Below are 15,010 nucleotides of genomic sequence, written 5' to 3'. Positions count from 1 at the left end.
AACGCCCCTGCCGGGCAGGATGCCGGCGTGAAACACTTGCCGATTTGCGCGGCACCCTTTATGGTTTGTGTTCTTGAACCCGTCATAAAAGGTCCCGATCTTGGCAAAAAAAGGCAAGCAACCCAAACAGCGACAACACCCGTCCCACAAGGGCTTTTGGGCCGAGCACCTGGTCACGATCCTCCTGGCGTCGGTCCTGTTCGGTCTCCACGTGCGGACGCTCCCGGCCGGCCTAGGCTTTGGCGACGAGGGTGAAATGGCCGCCGCCGCGGCCACCTTCGGATTGACCCACCCGCCCGGGTTCCCGGGCTACCTGATCCCGGCCTGGCTATGGACCAAGCTGTTCTTTTTCCTGGAGCCCGTGAAGGCACTCCACCTGTTTTCGGCGGTCTCGGCTTCGCTCCTGATGATCGCCACGACCCGCCTCTTCCGGGCCTCGGCACCGACGACCCGCTCGGCCACGGTCTTGGCCCCGTTGGCCGCCTTCGCCACCATGGCGCTGCCCCTCGTGCGTGACTACGCCGTCGCGGCCGAAGTCTACATTTGGCAGTGGCTGTGGCTGGTCCTGTTTTTGGAGCAGTTCGTGCGGTACCGGGACGGGCAACGACCCGATCACTGGCGCAACCTGTGGATCTGCTGGGCCGTTGCCGTCACCATCCATCCCTTCTCGCTGTTCTTCGGCGTCATCCCCGCGCTGCACGTGCTGCTCACCCGACCGAACCACATCCTTCGGCTGGTGCGCGGTATGCTGCCCGCCGCCTGCCTGAGCCTGTTGTACCTGGTTCCGGTACTCGCCGCGCAGCGCGACCAGGCCTTCATCTGGCCCCATGGAACGGGCCTGAAAGGCTGGATCGACTACTTTTTGGCGGCGGAGTACCGCGATCGCCTGGTCGAACAAGGCGACGTGGTGACCCTGCTGCAACACCAAATCGCCGCGGTCCTGCCCGAGGTGTTCGGGGGCGGGCCAGGATGGCTGCTGGCCGCCGCTGGCGTTGCCACGGTGGTTCTGCTGGTTCGCGGCGTGCGGCCGAAACCGGCTCGGGGCCTGGCGATCACTCTCGGTGTCGCCTTCATTTCGATCCTGCCCCTGGTCTCCCACGGCCTGGCCAACAGCCTCGATCGCGACAGTTACTTTTTCGCTCTGTTCCTTTCGGCAGCCTGGCTTATCTTCCTGGGAATCATTCAGTTCTACAAGGTGTCGCGCTTCGTGGAAGCCCCGTGGGGCACGGTCGCCTCCGTCGCGCTTTCGATCGCGGCGGTACTCTGGCTGCATCTCGACCAGCCCGTCACCCACAACCGCTACGCTTCCTTCCTCGCGGAGAGCATCCGCGGGGACCTGCCTCGAGACACGCTGGTGCTGGTGAAGGACGACGCCTCCTTTTTCAGCCTCAAATACGAGCAGGACGCCCTCGACCGACGACCCGATCTGGTCGTGCTGCACCTCGATCTGCTGCACAAACACCTGGACCACTATCGGGCACGCCATCCCGAATTGGACCTGCCCGAACAGGCTCCGGAATCGTTGGGTGCCTGGCCACGACTTCTGGTGGCCGCGGAAGCCGGCAAGCGAACCATCGTCTGGTTCGGCGACGCCTCCGCCGTCGCCGGCATCGCCGGGACCCACCCCATCGGATCCGTCTGGTGGCTGGGCGGTCCCAAGTACCGGACGGACTCGTTTCTCGACCAGTATCTGGCCCTGCCGGAACGCGAGCGGCAGGCCTTCGACAGCGATGCCACCGCCCGCGCCATCCTGGCGCGCATCGTCCGCGACCTGGCCCTGTTCAGCCTGCGTCATGGCAATCCAGAATTGGCATACGCCATCCTGGACCAATGGCTGGAACTGCATCCCACGGATCAGCAAACACTGGCATTGAAGGGGCTGCTGCTCATTCGCGACAAGAAACTGGAGGATGCGGAGCGGGTCATGGCACCCATTCGCGAGGCCGACGAGCCCGAGGAAGCGGCGATCCACGCCCAGGCCGTGTTGTTGCAGGCACGCGGTCTCGACCAGGAACGCTGGAACTGGTTACACCGTCACCTGCGTACGGTACGGAGATCGATCCAGTTGGCCGAAGACTACGTCGCGGCATGTGTCGCCCTGGGCAAGTTCGACGTGGCCCTGGACTACCTCGATCGCCATCCCAAAGCCGCGCGCCTGATCCCGCTGCGCGGCGACGTGCTGTTCCATTCGGGTGAGGCACAGGCGGCCATCGAGCTGTTGGAAGGATACCAACGACAGCGACCCGCCGATGCACGCGTCCTCGAAAAACTGATCCTCTTCCACACCCTCCAGGGCAACGACCAACAGCAAGTCAAATGGATTCAGGAATTCGGTCGACGCTTCCCGAATCACCCCGCCAATCGGCGCTACGACGAACTGATCATGCAGAAAGCACTTCAGAACTAGGCGGCCCCATGAACACCCATCTGCGCAGGATTTTGATCGGAACGGCCATCACCCTGACCCTGCTTTGGCTGGGCGGTTGCACGCGCGAAAGACAACCGGATGTCATCTTGATCGTAGCGGACACCCTGCGTCACGATCACGTGGGCGATCCCCAGGTGACCCCTTTTCTCGAGACGTGGTCGCGGGATGCGATCGTCTACCGTCAATGCCGCAGCTTTTCCTCGAATACCAATATCGCGATGGCGGCATTGTGGACGGGAAAGTTGCCCAGTCAAACGGGGGTCCTGACCCAAGTCACACCGCTCCCGCAAAAAGAAACGACCCTGGCCGAATCCTACCGTGGAGCCGGCTACGAGACCCTGGCCGTTGTCGCCAACCCGGTGCTCTCGGCCCGCAAGGGCTTCGCGCAGGGGTTCGATCACTACCGAGCGACCGGCCTGGGCGGAGACGAGGTGCTGGCATCGCTACGATCCCTACTGCCCCAACGGGATCGGACCAAACCGCTGTTCCTCTACGTCCACTTGATGGACACCCATTTCCCCTATAACAGTGCCGATTACGCCCAACACTTCGATCCCCAGCCATCTCAACCCTTTACCTACTTCGACGAGGTTCATCGGGGTGAACGACCGATCGAAGAACTCCTGTTCGCGCCGCGCCTGGACGAGGCCGGGCTGGCCCGCGGCCGCGCCCATTACAAGGCGTCCGTGCGCAAGCTCGACGAGGTGGTGGCGACCCTGGCGGCGGATTTGGGCGAGACCTGGCGCAACGCGCACGTCGTTTTCACCGCCGATCACGGCGAGAGCCTGGGCGAACACGGCTACCATTTCGGCCACAGCCTCCTGACCTACGACGTCAGCCTGCACGTGCCGCTCATGATCAAGGTGCCGGGCCGCCAGCCCGCCACCGTCGACTGGCTGGTCAACCACCATCACCTCCACGCCGAGCTGCAACAGATCCTGGGCGGACCCGCCGATCGCACGCCGCTGAGCCTCGTGACGGCGCACCATCCGCTCCACCGGGCTTGGGGCCATCCCAACCTGGGCCAGTTCAATGTCAATCCATTTCAACCCACCGTGGGCATGAAGAGTGCCTGGCGGTCGTTCGCCACCCATCGCGAAAAATTGATCGTCGTTCCCCAGCCGGGCGGAATTCCGCGCGTCTCCTTTTTCGACCTGATCACCGATCCCACCGAATTTCGGGACCTGGGACAGGACGGACTGGCCGCATCCAAGGATCGGCACCTGTTTCTGGGGGCCGGCGAAAATGCCGAAGGCAAGACCCCCGAAGTAATTGCCATCGACGAGGCGGAACGCGAAATCCTGCGGTCCCTGGGCTATATGGGACAGTAACCCGATTCATTTTTTACCCCGGTTCTGGCGCCGCCCTTATAGCTCTTATTTCCGCAAACTGCAAAACCCCAATTGTTCCAAGATCGATTTTCTGTTAAGTTAGCCATGAATTTAAGCAGTTGCCACAATTTCGATAAGGAACCGGATCAATATGAGAGTTTGTTATCTATTTGTTATGCTTGCTCTGCTTTCGGTAAACGCGCTTGCTACTACCAAGCAGGAATTGAAGCAACGGTGGGACGCCATCCGCCCTCAGCTCGAGGCTGCGGGGATCTTGCAAGAGGTGATGACCAGCAAAGATCTGAACACCGTTGACATGGACCCGGCCCTGCGGGCTCAGGTCATCTCCCTGAAAAACGATTACCAGGCCTTTTTGGCCACTCATTCCAGCAGCTTCGAGCGGATTCAGATCACGCCCGAATCGGAGCCCAACGATACGATTGAAACTGCCAACCCCTTTACCAACAACGATGCCTTCAACGGCAGCATCAGTACCGGTGCGACCGACGAGGACTGGTTCAGCTTCAACGTCACCAGCACCGACGACCTGGTCGTCTTCAACGTCACCAACACCAGCGGTGAAACGGCGACCTCCGACTCGGTCATGGAAGTCTTCGATCCCAGCGGTGCTTTCGCGTTCGAAGACGATGACGGTGGCGCGGCCGGCGGCGAATCGCTTGGCGCCTTTTTCGCCAACGTGACCGGCACCTGGTCCGTCAAACTGCGTGCTTTCGACGCGGCTTCATCCGTGGACACCTACGACCTCTACGCTCTCCAGGCGGACGTTCAGGATAGTGGTGTCTCGCTGGCGACCGGCGAATCCAACGACCACCCCTTCAACAGTGTGGCCGGGGAAACCGTTCAGGTTTCCGTCTTCGTCGACAGTGCCGAAGCCGAGCAGGATCTGGACATCTTCCTGCTCGACGAGAACGACAACCAGTTGGCCTCTTCGGAAACCGGCACGATCAATTTCGAATTCCTTTCCTTCGCGGACTTGCCTTCCGACGGGGCGTTCACGGTGCGCATCACCTCTTTCGAGAGCACGGGCCCGGCCGTCAACTACCAGATTTCGATCGACGTGACCGGCGCAGGTTGTGACGATCCCGAAATCGTATTCGTCCCCCCCGTCGGCCAGACCGGTCTGACGATCCAGGGTACGCCCGATTGTGAATACACGGTGACCTACACCCTCCCCGACGGTTCCACGACGGTCTTCAACATCATCGTGGGTGCCGACGGTCTTGGCGTAGACAACACTCACCCCATTCCGGCCGACTCGGTCATCGAAGTCAACCAAAACGGTGTCATCGGTGATGGAAGCGGTGGCGTGGTGACGGTACCGACGCTCGGCGAATGGGGCATGATCGCCTTCGTCAGCTTGCTCATCGGTACGGCGGTCGTCTTGAGCCGCAAACGTCGCATCGCTTAAATCGGACTTTCCTTTTCGAACGAAAAAGCCTTCCCTCGGGAGGGCTTTTTTGTTTTTGGATGAGAAACGGAGCCCCTTCGCGCCGCATTTTTTCATTGGCCCGAAAAGTTGCCAATCAGGCCAAGGCCAAAAAAACAAACCACCTGGGAGTCTCCGCATCCTGAGAGTGACGTCGTTGCAGGCCCGGCCGACAATTCGAAGCGATTCGACTCGGGAGTTCCCGCATCCTGAGAGTGACGTCGTCGCTGTAGGTTGGCCCGCTGGGCCGACAATTCGAAGCGACTCCACTCGGGAGTTCCCGCATCCTGAGAGTGACGTCGTTGCTGTAGGTGGAGCAGCTTGCTCCACCAATCGAAGCAACGTACGGAACGGAAGACAGTTACACCAGAGAGCGAAGCCCAGAACCTCCCCGGGCTCTCACCCGCGAAGCCATCAATCTGCGCAGTCCCCGCATTCAAAAGAAATTCGCCGAACTTGTGGGTTGAGCAGGGCTGGTGCGGTAGGCTGCCTTACCGGCCCTGCTCAACCCATCGAAACGATAGGGTTCGGATTTGTTGTCGTGCTCGAGAAGGAAAGGTTCTCGGCTTTGCTTCTCGGCATGAATCCATGGCTTCGCTCTTCGGCCTCAAGATCAGGCGAGGCAGACGTCGCTTCGATTGGTGGAGCAGGCTGCTCCACCTACAGGCTTTTCGTCGCCTACGAAAAAACGGGTACCTCGACCCCAATCACATAGCCTGAAACGTCTCCTGCAAAAGGAGTGGCTCCGCTCTTTCGCCTCTCGAGTGCACATGAAATGAATCACTTCGAATTGTCGGCCCAGCGGGCATACCGCCCGTGACCAACCTACCGCAATGCCGCCCCTCAGAAGATGCGGGAACTGCGAGGCTGGTTTACTTCGATCAGTTCATGATGAACCCACCGGGCACCACGTCTCTCACAGCATCCGCTAACTCCAAGCAGATTGGTTTCAAATGGGTTCGGAGAGGCAGTGCAGGGTGTGGTTGACGCGCACTTGGGTGCAACGCAGCGCGTGCCAGACCCGCAAGACCGATCCGTTTTGTACCTGGGTTTCCAGTTCGGCGGCGTCGTTGGTAACCGCCCCCTCGGCGATCGCCGTGCGCAGCAGGGCCGGGTAGGCGCCGGCCGCCTTGGGAGACACCGCCCCCAGGCCTCCGCCCATCACGCGCACACCGGTCACTTCCTCCAGCATCCGATCCAATTTGTAACCCAGGAACCCGACGACCTGACCTTCGGAGGTCTGGGCGACCATCAATCGATCGGCCATCTCGCCCGCGCACAGTTTTTCGGCCCACTCGCGATAGAAGGTATTCAGGCCCTCGGCACTCAAGCCCACATCCCGCGCAAATCGCGTTCCCTGGAAACGACCCGATGCCAGCTCGATGATCGCCTCGCGATCGTCGTCGCGATAGTCGCGCAATTGGAACAGGCTCTTGAGCGGTGGCACGCGTCGGATCGCGTGTTTGTTGTACAGGTAGGCGACGATGGTATCCATCAGCCGAAAGCCGCGCGCTTCGAGGAAATGCAGGGTTTCCAAGTCTTCGGAATCGATGCGGAAGGCCGTATGCACGATGCCTCGCTCGCGGCGCCACGCCTCGTAGGCACCGAAGAGTTCCGCTCTCATCGCTTCGCGGTCGGCCAGGTCGCCGTAGGTCGGATCGAGCCGGAAGGCCTGGAGATGGGCCATGCCGATCTTGAAATGGCGGCGCCCCATGTCGAAGGGCTCGGCGATGAGCACGCCGCGCACCAAGCCCGCATCGTCACGCGCGACGACCAGCAAGAGGCGATCGAATTCCGAGGCAACCTGCCGCAGGCGGTGACGTGCGAGGTCCACGCGTTGGTCTTCGGTCACCAGGGGATGGTATTGAAATCCGTCGTAGCGATGGATTTGGGGGCCGAGCTCGAGACGCTCGGTGTCGGGGTTGGCCAGGATGTTCACGGGTCCTCTTCCAAACGAAAAAATTCCTGCTGGTACAGCAGGCGATGGATTCGCACCTGATATTCACCGATCAGGGCCATGAGCACGCCGTGAATGGAAAGCGCGGTCAAGGTCAGGCAGATCACTTGAAAGTGAGTGGAGGGATCGATCCAGCCGAAGAGCCGCAACACCAGGTAGAGACCACCGGCCGCCACGCTGGAAAGCCCCAGCGCGATGCTCCAGATCAAGAGCCGCGTGAACAACATCGGGAAGAAGGCCAGCACGAAATCCAAGGCCAAGCGCACGAGCTGCTCGCTGCCGAAGCTGGAGCGACCCCGCTTGGGGGGAAGCTCGACGGAGAGCTCGACGGGCTGGTCGGCGAGCTTCAGGGCCAGGGGCGCCAGGAACTGGCGTTGCTCGCCATAGAGCCGACCCTGCTGGAAGATGGAGCGTGCGACCAACTTGATGGAGCTGAGCGGGTCGGCCATCGGCTTGCCGGTGACGCGATTGGCCAGGGACCCGAAGAACCAGGATCCGAACGAACGCACCATCGACTGTTTGCGTTGGCCCAGCCGCGAAACGTTGACCAGATCGGCCTGGCGCAGGGGAACCTGGTCCAGAATGTCGTCCAGCGCGTGAATGGCGGGCGCGTAATCCAGGTCGAAGGTGAGAATCCACGGCTTTTCGGCATGGCTCATTCCGGCGTAGAGCGCGACGTGCTGACCGTAATTGCGGGCCAGGCGAAGCGTTTTGATGCGGTCGGGCCATCGAGTGCGGATCGATTGCAGGAGGTCGAAACTGGAATCCTTGGAAAAATCGTCGACGAAGATCAGCTCCCAATCCAGGTTCGATTCGGCCAGGGCCTCGGCCAGTTTCAGGCCGGACTGGGGCAGAAGATCGCGATCGTTGAAAACGGCGACCACCAGGGAAAGCGCCTCCACTTTTTGGGATGTGGGGTTTCGTTGTTCAGGCAAATGATTGACTACTCTCCATTCAGAAACGAGAACGGTAATTTCAGGTGAAAACTGGTTGATTATACACGGCGGATCGCGTGGAACGCCCGCCATTTCCGCAAAAGTTCCGGCTCGCGCGGGTCACGAGGGACCAGATCGCGGTGCCAGGATTTCTTTTTTGCGATCTTCCTTTTAGAATGAACGAGTTATCCCCGCCTTGCGAATCTTCGGAACGCGTCCCGAATACGCAACCGATGGTGCCGGCCCAGTTCCTACTTCGAACGGCCCCGGCGAGGGATTCGTCTTTTTTGGAATCGAGCATACGAGGTGATCGCTTGCGCAGCCGTTGGTACCATCAGCCCCTGTTCCACATGGCCGGAGCCAAACACGAGAAAAAGGCCGGCTGGTTGGAGCTGTTTTTCGACCTGGTGTTCGTCGCGGCCTTCATCCAGTTGGGTAACGGCCTGAGTCAAAAGGTGTCGGTGAATCAATTCGTCGGCTTCGTGGGGTTGTTCACGCCGCTGTGGCTTTCATGGACGGGCTTCACCTTTTTCGCCAATCGCTACAATGTGGACGACTTCCTTCACCGCATGTTGGTCTTCACCCAGATGTTCACGGTGGGCGCCATGGCCATCACGGTTCCCCGCGCCCTGGCCGGATCCCATACCGGATTCGTCTTGGCCTTCTCCGCCTCCCAGGCGATTGTCGCCACCCTCTATTTTCGCGGTTACAAACACCAGCCGCTCGCACGAGATTACAGTCGCCACTGGGCCAAGGTATTCGCCGTCGGCGCCGTGATCTGGTTGATCTCCGCCCTGATTCCCCCGCCCTACAACTACGTGGCCTGGTTCCTGGGCGTCAGCTACATCATCGTCACCCCCTTCCACCGCCATTCACGGCTTCTGGCGGAACGCTACCCCCTCGATCTCGAACACCTCTCCGAACGCTACGGCCTGCTCACCATCATCGTCCTCGGTGAATCCTTCGTGAAGATGCTGGGCACCCTGGCCAAGGACAAGAACCCCGCCCTGGAAGTCGGACAGGCCAGTTTCGCCCTGCTGGTCATCTGTAGCCTGTGGTGGATCTACTTCGACGACGTGGCCGGCAGCCACATCCGCAAGAAACCGTTGTCTCAACCCATTTGGCTCTACGGGCACCTGCCCCTGCAGATCGGCTTGACCGCCGTCGGTGTCGCCCTCAGCAAGATCACCCATTTCGACCCGACCCAGGCCGTCGAGGCCAAGTATCGCTGGTTGCTGTGCGGTTCCATGGGCATGACCTTCTTGGCCACGGCCCTGATCGATTCGGTGACCGAACGACGCCAGGCGGAACTCAGCGACCACAACCGCATCGTCATGCGGATCTTCTCGGGACTGCTCATCATCCTGCTGGGTGCCGCGGGCGGCACGATGAATTCGTTCTGGTTCATGACCGTGATCGGCGCGGTCTGTGTGTGCCAAGTGGCGTTCGACATGCTGATGGCGCCCTTCGAGGAAAGCCATTTCCACGATCAAAGCGTGCCGGCCGCGGAAGTGGCGCGCGGGGTTCACGCAAAGCGAATCCCCCAAAAGCGTTACCAGGATCCCACCAAGGCCATTCGCAAGGGCACCCCCGCCGGCTTTCGCAAGGATCTCTACGCCTTTTTCATCGAAGGCTCCTGGATCCGCCTCTGGTGGACCATGGCCATCAGCTACCTGGCCATCAACATCTTCTTCGCCTGCCTGTACCTCCTGGAACCCGGCTCGATCACCGGCGCTAGGCCCAATTCCTTTGCCGACGCCTTCTTTTTCAGTATCCAGACCCTGTCGACCATCGGATACGGCTCACTCTGGCCAGACACCATTTATTCCAACATCATCGTCACCATCGAGGCGGCCGTCGGCCTGCTGAGCGTGGCCATGGCCACCGGTATCATGTTCGCAAAGGCGTCCCGCCCACGCGCCTCGCTGGTGTTCAGCGAGAACATGCTGCTGACCCATTTCAACGGCGAACCGGTGCTCATGTTCCGGGTCGGCAACGCCCGCGGCAGCGACCTGGTCGACGCCCACATCTCGGTTTCGGGGCTCATCGACGAATTCACCCACGAGGGCCAGCACGTGCGGCGCATTCACGATTTGAAACTCCTACGTTCCCACACGCCCTTCTTCACCCTCAGTTGGCAGATCGTCCACCCCATCAACGAAGAAAGCCCCCTGTTCGGCGTGGATTGGGACGAGTTGCCTTCGGAATTGGTCGCGGTCAGCGTGACCTTGACCGGCCACGACGGCACTTACGGCCAAACGGTCTACGGCCGTCACATCTACCAAAAGGAAGACCTGCGAATCAACCATCGCTTCGTGGACGTGCTCTCAACCCTTGAAGACGGGCGGATGATGATCGACTACAGCGTGTTTCACCACACCTTGCCGGATTCGGCGTCCGAAAGCGGGTCCTCGGACGACGCGGAGGTCTCTCCTCCCGGCAAGGAGTGAAGCGGTAACCGCAAACTCACGGTCGTGCCCTCCCCGGGCTTGGAGGCGATTTCGAGGGTTCCGCCGATCAGCCGTGCCCGTTCGCGCATGTTGGTCAGGCCGAACCCGCCGAGCTCCCCGTTCGGCGCCAGAAATCCGCGGCCGTTGTCTTCGATCGTGACCTCCACCCGCTGTGGCTCGCGACGGATGCGAATGCGGCCGCGATCGGCTTCGGCATGGCGTACGATGTTGGCCACCGCCTCTTGCACGATTCGGAAGAAATTGATCTCCACCTCCTTGGCGAACAAGGCGTCGATGGGATCGATCTCGAGGTCGAAACGAATCGGGGTAGCCCGCTCGACCTTGTTGACGACCGATTCCACCGCACGCTCGAGCCCCAGTCGATCCAACTGGTGCGGGTGCAGGTCATAACTGATCTGGCGCACCTCGTCGAGGGCGTGAAGGACGAGATCGGATAGCTCGTTGAGCTGTTGGACGCGCGGCGCCTCCTCCCGCTCGTCCAGATCGGTCAAACCGTGTTGGATTTCATGGTGGATGACCAACAGGTTTTGACCCAGCCCGTCGTGGAGCTCGGCCGCAATGCGCCGGCGCTCGTGTTCCTGGGTTTGAATCAAGCGTTTGGAAAACGCGACCTGCATGTCCTTCTCGCGCTTCAACCCCACCAACCTCAACCGAATCAGCGACAGGAGGCCCAGGATCGCGGCACACGCCACCAGGGTCCTGAACCAGAGGGTACGCCAGAAGGGCGGCACGATGTGGATCGCCAAGGTCGCAGCCCGTTCGTTCCACACGCCGTCGTTGTTCGCGGCCTTCAGTCGGAACACGTAATCGCCGGGATCGAGGTTGGTGAAGTCGGCCTGGCGCCGACCCTCCACTTCGATCCATTCGTCGTGGAACCCGTCCAGTTTGTACGCGAAGCGATTTTTGCTCGGGTTGGTGAAATCCAATGCGGCGAACTCGAGCGTGAAGAAGTTGTCGCGATAGGGCAGTTCGAGTCGCGGAATCGAATCGAGTCGCCGTTCCAGATCGAGCCGTTCCCCGAAAACCTTGACACCGGTCAGCAGCACCGGCGGCGGATAGGGATTCCGGTGGATCTGCTCGGGATGGAACATGTTGAATCCGTCGGGACCGCCGAAGAGCATCACGCCTTTTTGCGTCATGAACGCGGCATTGGTGTTGAACTCGTTGCTTTGCAGCCCGTCGGCGACGCCATAGGCTTGGAAGGCCTTGCTGCCGAACCCCCGCGGATCGAACCGGCACACGCCCTTGTTGGTACTCATCCAAAGGCCGCCCCGATCGTCGGGAAGGATGCCGTAGACCACGTTGTTGGGCAGGCCATGTTGAATGGTATAGCGCTGAAAACGCCCTGACTCGCGCGAATCCAGGGGTAACCGGCACAAGCCGCCGCCGTAGGTGCCGATCCAGAGGTCGTCCTGGGGGTCCTGGTAAAAGGACGTGACCAAATTGTGGCTGATACTGGTGGGATCGCCCATCCGGTTTCGATAGCGCTGGAACCGATATCCCGTGGGCTGTTCGGCATCGGCGATCATGGCCACGAGCCCATCTTCGGTACCCACCCAGAGCCATCCCTGGCGATCGTCGTAGACGGCCCTCACGATGTTGTGCCCCAGGGTGATCGGTGCGTCGCGAGCCTGGTAGAAGAGCTGGAAGTTCCCGCCTTCCTCCCGCTTGTAGCGACAGAGTCCCCCACCCCAGGTCCCAACCCACACCTCTCCACGGCGATCCTCGTGAAGTGTCCAGATCACATTGGTGGGCAATCCGTTGACCCGCGGATTGGCCGAGTAGTGTTCGATTCGCTCCTCGCCCGGAGGTACCCGTATCGGGTTGCCGTGTTCGTCCTCCAGGGCGACGCGCTCGGGATCCACGATCAACAGACCGGCTCCTCGCGTGGCAATCCACAACCGCTGTTCGCGATCGACCATGACATCGGTGATCGATACCTTCAACCGGTTCATGATGCTCTGGCTATCCGCGGCACGCAGGTGCTGGTTGCGAATCGAATCGTACACGCGCAATCCGCCACCGGTGGCGATCCACACCAGGCCGCGGCGATCTTCCGCAAAACCCTGGACGGCACGGTGGCCGGCCTGTTCGGGAGCGGCGGGACTGGCCGTGTGGTGGTTGAACTGGTTGAGACGGCGGTTGAAACGGTTCAGACCGCCCAGCACGGAACCGATCCAGAGATTCTCGGCGCGATCCTCGAATACCGACTGCAGATCACTGATGCTGAGTCCTTCGGAAGCCCTGGGATCGTGGCGATGGGTCACGAAAGTACGGTTATTGGGATCCAGTTCACTCAACCCGTCGGAAGTGGCGATCCAAAGCGAGCCCTGGCGGTCCTGAACCAGGCCGCGAACGAAGTTTCCGGCCAGCGAGTCCGGATGGTCGAAGCCGGCCAAATCTTCGCGAAATTCGGAGATACGTTCTTCGGGAACCGGATAGAGGCGAATGCCCCATAGTTCGGGACGACTGGGCGGAGCCATGTTCCAGCCGTTGGGACCATGGCTGTCGTCCGCCTGGAAATAGGCTTGATAGGCGCCTTTCTCGAGCCGCAGGAGATCCAACTGGAAGCGGTTCTTGACATGGCCGCCGGCGTGAACGGTCCGCGTGTAGTCGCTTTTCCAGAGGTTCCCGTCTGCATCGCGAATCCCGCCAAAATCGAACATCTGGTCGTTCAAGCCCTCGCCCTGGGTCACGACGGCCAGCCAACCGGCCCGCTCCATGTGAAACCGCTCTGCGAGGTGGGCGGTCCCGCCGTGATCGGGAGACAGGGCCAGCATCGGTTGCGCCTGAACCAGGTCGTCGATGCGTTGCCGGGCCGGCTTGCTGTAGGTGCGCAGATTGACCCGTCGCAATCGCCGGTACTGTGTGAAATCGGGAAAACGCCACTGGGCAGGATCCCATTGCAGCAGCCCCGCACCGCGGGTTCCGGCCCACAAACGGCCTTCGCGATCGCCGTACAGGGAATTGACGAACCGCCCGGCGATCCAGCCCGGCGCCACCGGTTGCGCCATATGAGCTTCAAGGGACGCCTGCTCCTGTTCGGTGACGACGAGCGCGCGAATCCCCCAGAGCGCCGACATTCGCGGTGCCAAGGCGTTCCAACGAGTGGGAGCGTGACTGTCGTCGCTATAGGCCTCCAGAGCGTAGCGTCCGGGCTGCAGTTCGAGGCACTGCATGGCGATGCGGTTTTTGGGTGCACCACCCGCCCACACGGTCTTTTCGAAATTCATGTCCCAGATCGTTCGCGCTTCTTCCGCGGAAGGATCCAGGTGAAGCAGCCGGCCACCGTCCACGATTTGGGAGACGCCTTCCCCCATGGCCACCAGCAGCACCCGGGTGGCGTCCACGAGCTCGAATTCACGGCGCACCCGTGCGTGATCTTTGCGAATCGGCGCCGAGGCCAGGGTCTTCGCCCGGCGCTGCAAGGCCTCCAAATACAGCCAGGTGTCGGGCGTCCATTCCCTTCCAAGCACGCCCTGGCTCACGTCGATGTAGTGGATGGAGCTGGCCCGATCCGGCGCCAACCTCGTCAGTCCGCCTCCGGTTCCCACCCACAGCGCCCCCAGTCGATCTTCATGGAGCGAGGTCACGAAATTCGCGACCAGGCCATTGTTCGCATTGGGATCGGCGAAGTAATGACGAAAAGTGCCGGTCTCCGGATCGAAAAGATCCAATCCACCTCCCGTCGCGACCCAGAGCCTGCCCGAGGCATCGCGCAGTACATCGTTGACCGTGGGATGAGCCAAGCCCAGCGGATCATCGGGGTCGTGCCGGAAGGCCTCGAACCGCGGCTTCTGGGCCCAGGGTTCGCGGGTTCTCGCCAACCCGGTGCGGGTGGCGACCCACAGGTCCCCGTTGGTGTCCAGATAGAGCTTGATGATCCAGTCGTTTGGCAGGGATGCCGGGTCGTCGGGGTCGTGGCGGAACACATCGAACCGAAACCCGTCGTAGCGGTTCAGCCCATTGGCCGTGCCGGCCCAGAGGAACCCCTGTCGATCTTGAATGACGGTGAAAACCGAACTCTGGGAGAGCCCCTGTTCCAAACTCAGTTTGGAGAACTTGACCCGAGGTCTCGATCGCGCCGATTCGATGGGTTCCTGGGCCAGCGTCATGTCGACCAGGCACAACAAAACGAAAAGGCCGAACCAGGGCCCGGTCCAGCGCGGCGATACGCGCGCGAAACCGCATCCGGGGTTCGATTTCAGGACGGCTAACCAAAACACGGCCACTCCACGGAGCCCAGGCCTAACGCAAAGGCGTAACCGTATCCTACAACGGTTGCACGCGGTTCCGAATAGTGACAACTACTCAAAATTCCGAGTATTTAGGGGTCATCAAAAGGTGTCCATTCAGTCCGTGCTGCGAACCGAGGTCTATTTGAACCGCCGAATGCCCGAGGAGACAAAACCCCCCTGAGAACGGGAGAAACGCTTGGGGG

The 15,010-nt window shown here is 61.1% G+C and carries 7 protein-coding genes; 4 read left to right on the top strand and 3 right to left on the bottom strand.

What is annotated here, in order from left to right:
* Positions 1–100: 100 nt before the first annotated feature.
* The 3 genes from J3U87_RS02430 to J3U87_RS02420 all read left to right on the top strand — a co-directional run bounded on the left by J3U87_RS02430 (position 101) and on the right by J3U87_RS02420 (position 5,188).
* The gene (locus tag J3U87_RS02430; protein ID WP_237381434.1) at positions 101–2,407 is read left to right on the top strand and encodes a protein O-mannosyl-transferase family; all 2,307 of its coding nucleotides are present in this window, start codon (positions 101–103) and stop codon (positions 2,405–2,407) included.
* A gap of 8 nt (positions 2,408–2,415) precedes the next feature.
* On the top strand, positions 2,416–3,759 hold the full coding sequence (locus J3U87_RS02425; protein ID WP_237381433.1) for a sulfatase-like hydrolase/transferase: 1,344 nt from the start codon (positions 2,416–2,418) through the stop codon (positions 3,757–3,759).
* A 286-nt stretch (positions 3,760–4,045) separates the two neighbouring features.
* A complete protein-coding gene (locus tag J3U87_RS02420; RefSeq protein ID WP_237381432.1) occupies positions 4,046–5,188 on the top strand; it encodes an IPTL-CTERM sorting domain-containing protein in 1,143 nt (380 codons plus the stop codon).
* Positions 5,189–6,155: 967 nt separating this feature from the next.
* Here J3U87_RS02420 and J3U87_RS02415 read toward each other — a convergent pair.
* Both J3U87_RS02415 and J3U87_RS02410 read right to left on the bottom strand, forming a co-directional pair.
* Complete coding sequence (locus J3U87_RS02415; protein WP_237381431.1) at positions 6,156–7,145, bottom strand: hypothetical protein; 990 nt, start codon at positions 7,143–7,145, stop codon at positions 6,156–6,158.
* Positions 7,142–8,098, bottom strand: a complete 957-nt coding sequence (locus tag J3U87_RS02410) for a glycosyltransferase (protein WP_237381430.1) — start codon at positions 8,096–8,098, stop codon at positions 7,142–7,144. Before J3U87_RS02410 ends, J3U87_RS02415 begins: the two co-directional genes overlap by 4 nt.
* Before the next feature lie 314 nt (positions 8,099–8,412).
* Between J3U87_RS02410 and J3U87_RS02405 the strand changes: the two genes are divergently transcribed.
* The gene (locus J3U87_RS02405; RefSeq protein WP_237381429.1) at positions 8,413–10,548 is read left to right on the top strand and encodes a low temperature requirement protein A; all 2,136 of its coding nucleotides are present in this window, start codon (positions 8,413–8,415) and stop codon (positions 10,546–10,548) included.
* Here J3U87_RS02405 and J3U87_RS02400 read toward each other — a convergent pair.
* Entirely contained in the window at positions 10,470–14,795 is a 4,326-nt protein-coding gene (locus J3U87_RS02400) for a sensor histidine kinase (protein ID WP_237381428.1), read from the bottom strand. The genes J3U87_RS02405 and J3U87_RS02400 overlap by 79 nt on opposite strands.
* Positions 14,796–15,010 lie beyond the last annotated feature (215 nt).

Source organism: Sulfidibacter corallicola (assembly GCF_017498545.1).
Classification (GTDB): Bacteria; Acidobacteriota; Holophagae; order Acanthopleuribacterales; family Acanthopleuribacteraceae; genus Sulfidibacter; species Sulfidibacter corallicola.
Note: the sequence above shows the minus strand (reverse complement) of the source record. Positions and strands in the feature narration are given on the sequence as shown.

Bases quoted from the DNA above. Each gene is read 5' to 3' on its own strand.
- J3U87_RS02425 (WP_237381433.1), top strand. From the start codon at position 2,416: ATGAACACCCATCTGCGCAGGATTTTGATCGGAACGGCCATCACCCTG.
- J3U87_RS02420 (WP_237381432.1), top strand. From the start codon at position 4,046: ATGACCAGCAAAGATCTGAACACCGTTGACATGGACCCGGCCCTGCGG.